The organism is Nostoc cf. edaphicum LEGE 07299, from assembly GCF_015207245.1.
Taxonomy (GTDB): domain Bacteria; phylum Cyanobacteriota; class Cyanobacteriia; order Cyanobacteriales; family Nostocaceae; genus Nostoc; species Nostoc edaphicum_B.
In genome coordinates this window covers 1-4,792 of record NZ_JADEXF010000398.1, presented here as the reverse complement: position 1 = coordinate 4,792, position 4,792 = coordinate 1, and the positions used below count along the sequence as shown (strand labels likewise).

Below are 4,792 nucleotides of genomic sequence, written 5' to 3'. Positions count from 1 at the left end.
GGATACCACTTGTGGTATTGAAAAACAGACGAGATTCGAGAGATATATTAGTTACTAGCTCGTTTCCTGGTTGTGTATAGCATTGCCTTAGCTAAAGTTGCGTCCCAGCCAAGCATACAAGCGTTTATACCCCGCCAAGGAAGTTGCTTCAACCGCTAAAATTTTGGTAACTCTTAACTATTAATAAATATATCGGTGCTTGGTGCTATTCATGCTTTATATTTAGCGACAGGGTGGTGCAAACAGCTAACTTATGTTCAAAAACTTAGGAGGCAGTACCCATCGGGAGCAATTCATGCTTCGATACTATCAGCACGTAGTGTAAGTAAAGGTTAAGTTGATATTCAAACTAATAATTTTTGCTGAATTGCGACGGATAAAGACTAAACTAAAAAGTCTTGTGCAGCAAAACCTGTAGCTTTAAATGAAGTAATCATGTCTAAGGTTCTTGTCTCTGATTCGATTGACCAAGCTGGAATTGACATTCTTTCGCAAGTTGCAACCGTTGATGTCAAACTAGGTCTAAAACCAGCGGAACTGATCGCAATTATTGGTGAGTATGACGCGCTGATGATTCGCTCTGGTACGCGTGTCACTCAAGAAATCATTGATGCCGGCACCCAGCTAAAAATCATCGGTCGTGCTGGTGTGGGTGTAGATAATGTGGATGTTCCTGCTGCCACACGCCGAGGGATTGTGGTAGTCAATTCTCCAGAGGGAAATACAATTGCCGCCGCCGAACACGCGCTAGCGATGATTTTGGCTTTGTCTCGCCACATTCCTGATGCTAATGCTTCGGTGAAACGCGGTGCGTGGGATCGCAATAGTTTTGTTGGTGCGGAAGTCTACAAAAAAACTCTCGGCGTTGTCGGTTTGGGTAAAATTGGCTCCCATGTTGCCGCTGTAGCTAGGACAATGGGGATGAAACTCCTAGCTTATGACCCATTTATTTCTACAGAACGAGCCGAACAAATTGGCTGTCAGTTAGTGGAGCTAGATTTACTCTTCCAGCAAGCAGACTATATCACCCTACATATCCCGAAAACCCCAGAAACTACCCATTTAATCAATGCCACAACCTTGGCAAAGATGAAACCCACAGCCCGGATTATCAACTGCGCTCGTGGTGGGATCATTGATGAGGTAGCTTTAGCAGCAGCTCTGAAAGCAGGTAAAATCGGCGGTGCAGCCTTGGATGTGTTCGAGTCAGAACCACTGGGTGAATCGGAATTGCGATCGCTAGGTAAAGAAGTGATCCTCACCCCCCACTTGGGAGCCTCTACCGCAGAAGCTCAAGTGAATGTGGCTATTGATGTTGCCGAACAAATTCGGGATGTACTTTTAGGACTACCAGCACGTTCAGCCGTCAACATTCCTGGACTCGGCCCCGATGTGTTGGAAGAACTCAAACCTTATATGCAACTAGCAGAAACTCTAGGTAATCTGGTAGGACAGCTAGCTGGCGGACGGGTGGAAGTACTCAATATTCGACTGCAAGGGGAACTCGCAACCAACAAAAGTCAGCCTTTGATCGTCGCTGCCCTCAAAGGACTACTTTACCAAGCTTTGCGGGAACGAGTAAATTACGTAAATGCCAACATAGAAGCCAAAGAACGCGGAATTCGGGTGATTGAAACCCGCGATGCTTCCATTCGGGACTATGCCGGCACATTGCATCTAGAAGCCACGGGTACTTTAGGTACTCATTCTGTTACAGGTGCTTTGTTGGGTGAGCGGGAAATCCACCTCACCGACGTTGACGGTTTCCCGATTAACGTCCCACCCAGCAAATATATGTTGTTTACCCTGCACCGCGATATGCCGGGGATTATCGGCAAACTTGGTTCCCTACTCGGCAGTTTTAATGTGAATATTGCCAGTATGCAAGTAGGTCGTAAAATCGTCCGTGGTGATGCCGTCATGGCTCTGAGTATAGATGACCCTTTACCAGAGGGCATTTTGGATGAGATTATAAAAGTCCCTGGTATTCGGGACGCGTATACAGTAACACTATGAGTGCTGAGTGCTGAGTAACGAGTGCTGAGTGAAAAAGTTAGGAGTGAATAGTGAGGAGTGAGCAGTTAAACAGGAGAACTCCTAACTCCTAACTCCTAACTCTCAAACTCATAACTCAGCACTCAGCACTCAGCACGGGCTGAACGCCCCGCTAGCGCTAACAGCACTAAAAAATGGCAAACACCTGGTGGGAACTGAATATTTTATGTGAACCAGACCTAGAAGAATCGATCTTTTGGCGACTGGAAGATTTTGGCTGTCGTGGTACAGCTAGTGAAAACAAAGGAAATTCATCTTTAGTAAGGGCTTATCTGCCGACAATTCAAACACAGCTACTAGATTTGGCAGCGCTGTCATTGTGGCTACGTCAAGATGCTCTCTGTGTAGGAGTTTCATCTCCTTCCTTGCAATGGCAGTTAATTGATGAGGAAGATTGGGCGACTAGCTGGAAACAATATTGGCATCCACAAGAAATAGGCGATCGCTTCCTAATTAACCCAGCTTGGCTACCATTACCAGAAACAACGGAACGGTTAGTGATTCGTCTCGATCCTGGTGTAGCATTTGGTACGGGCAACCATGCCACTACCCAGTTATGTTTGGAATCGCTGGAAATGCGGCTAAGTGGAGTTTCGCAGTCGTTTGTAGGTAGTCGTGGTAAACATGAACATCTAGTAATTGCGGATATTGGCTGTGGTTCTGGTATCCTTTCCATTGGGGCGCTGCTATTGGGTGCTGAGAAAGTCTATGCAGTGGATAATGACCCTTTAGCGGTGCAATCAACTATCAGTAATGGTGCGCTGAATGATATTAACCCAGAACGGTTACTACCTGCACTGGGAAGTGTAGACGTTTTGACAAAACTAATTGCAAGCCCAGTGGATGGGATCGTCTGCAATATTTTGGCTCATGTAATTATTGAATTAATTCCAGAAATGAGTGCGATCGCTAAACCTGAAACTTGGGCGATATTCAGTGGTATTTTACTAGAACAATCGAAAGCTGTTGCTGACGCTTTAGAAGAAAATGGTTGGGTTGTCGCTACTTTGTGGAAACGCAAAGAATGGTGTTGCTTGAATGTACGGCGTTCTTAAGTTAGTAGAAATTATCGCAATCCTAAATCATTCGTAAACAATTAGATCCTCAACTTCTTAAAGAAGCCGGGGATCTTTAAGTAAGTGACATAATATATAGATTACCCACTATTGACTTTTGAAACTAGCGATGAAAGAACGGCTACAAATCCACAAAAAAGCTGACTCATCCGCTTATTCGTCAGAGCAAGATCAGCTGCAATCACATTTATTAACTAACCACTCTCAACTAAGTTCCCGCAAGCCTATAGTACAGACAAAAGTAGAGAATCATAAATTTCAACAGTATCAGTTTGAGGCAACAAAACTCCAAATACAAGCCAAGCGTGGCACTATCACCCCAGAGGGACAGGAACGACTCACTGTATTGCAAACAAAGATGAATGAGCCGTTGCAGCAAGGAAAAGAACACTCTTCCCAGTTTGGTCATAACCTGAGCAAAATGGCGATAAAACGTGCTGATAGTGTCTCACTTGCACAAATGCAACCATTAATACAACCAAAACTCACTATTGGTCAATCAGGAGATCAATATGAGCAAGAGGCGGATAGAGTCGCTACTTCTGTAGTCAACCAAATTAATACAGCTGCTTTGCAAAAGCAGGATGCACAGCAGCCAAAATCAGCAGCAGACAACTCAGCCGATAGAAAACAAAAATTTTTACAAGAATACCCACTAGCAAAAATACTAATCAATGGGATAGAAGAAACATTAACAGAAGATAAAATTCTGGAACAACTTTTCAAAAACTTTGAGAATATCCAATTTAAATACACAATGGTGAGCAAGAGCCACGAGACTCTTTTAAAAGGCTCTCCAGAAGGCGACTGCCAAACATTAGCACGTGCCTTTAAGAAAGTAGCAGAAGAGTATTTTGGCATTAAAAAAATAGCGATTGAAAGTCTCCTAAAACCGTTTTTGTATGAAGGTGGAAAAACCCCATATCGAGGAAAAGACCCTAATTGTGATGATGGCGAACGGTGGTTTTTCCAAAATCATTACTGGGCTGTCTGGAACGGAAAAGTTTATGATGTTTTATTCCTCAGCCAGAAGCGAATCGAACCAGATAAAGCAAAACAGGATCGACCGCTTAGATCAATGCTCATGCCTGAACAAGAGTACTATGAAACAGAAAAAGGCAAAGTTGTATATCCATATCAAAATGAATATTCGACTGTAGAACTCGCTGTTTTTGAGAAAATAATTAACTTTGTCAAAAATTTAAGTAGTTTTTTGTATAGAGATATAGATTCAATTATTGCTAAAATCCGGTCTTTATTTACTAAAGGTGGAAACAGTAACGATTTCGATTCTCTATTAAGAGAACTTGAAAACGACAACAATCATTAGTCTCTATCTGAGGCGATCGCACTATAAACTATAATTAGCTTTCAATTTGTGCGATCGCGTCCCTATATGTTATGTCTAAAATACCACCTTTACCATTGCCTAACTTTTCACGTTATGTGGAAAAGTCCACCATAAACCTAACCCCCTAACCCCCAACTCGTCGCGGGAAGGGGGAAAATTCAAAGTCTCTCTCCTAAAAGGAGAGAGATTTAGAGAGCAATACGGTTCAGTTAAGGCTAAAACTCTTTGTCAAAGTCAACTTTTTTAACGAACCGCAGAGGCGCAGAGGAAACAGAGAGAAGAGAAAAAATGCTTAACTGAACTGTATTGA

The 4,792-nt window shown here is 43.0% G+C and carries 3 protein-coding genes; all 3 read left to right on the top strand.

The features are described from left to right. Positions 1 to 435 precede the first annotated feature (435 nt). The 3 genes from serA to IQ229_RS13420 all read left to right on the top strand — a co-directional run bounded on the left by serA (position 436) and on the right by IQ229_RS13420 (position 4,461). On the top strand, positions 436 to 2,016 hold the full coding sequence (gene serA, locus IQ229_RS13430) for a phosphoglycerate dehydrogenase (protein ID WP_194044410.1): 1,581 nt from the start codon (positions 436 to 438) through the stop codon (positions 2,014 to 2,016). A 173-nt stretch (positions 2,017 to 2,189) separates the two neighbouring features. Continuing rightward, positions 2,190 to 3,110 carry a 50S ribosomal protein L11 methyltransferase gene (prmA, locus tag IQ229_RS13425; RefSeq protein WP_194044408.1) on the top strand — a complete coding sequence of 307 codons (921 nt, stop codon included), beginning with the start codon at positions 2,190 to 2,192 and terminating at the stop codon, positions 3,108 to 3,110. A gap of 379 nt (positions 3,111 to 3,489) precedes the next feature. After that, positions 3,490 to 4,461 (top strand): hypothetical protein, encoded by a 972-nt coding sequence (locus tag IQ229_RS13420; RefSeq protein ID WP_194044412.1) that lies wholly within the window; start codon positions 3,490 to 3,492, stop codon positions 4,459 to 4,461. Positions 4,462 to 4,792: the final 331 nt, after the last annotated feature.

What these genes read in the sequence shown, in the direction of transcription:
- serA (WP_194044410.1), top strand. Translation starts at nt 436, where the DNA reads ATGTCTAAGGTTCTTGTCTCTGATTCGATTGACCAAGCTGGAATTGAC.
- prmA (WP_194044408.1), top strand. Translation starts at nt 2,190, where the DNA reads ATGGCAAACACCTGGTGGGAACTGAATATTTTATGTGAACCAGACCTA.
- IQ229_RS13420 (WP_194044412.1), top strand. Translation starts at nt 3,490, where the DNA reads ATGAATGAGCCGTTGCAGCAAGGAAAAGAACACTCTTCCCAGTTTGGT.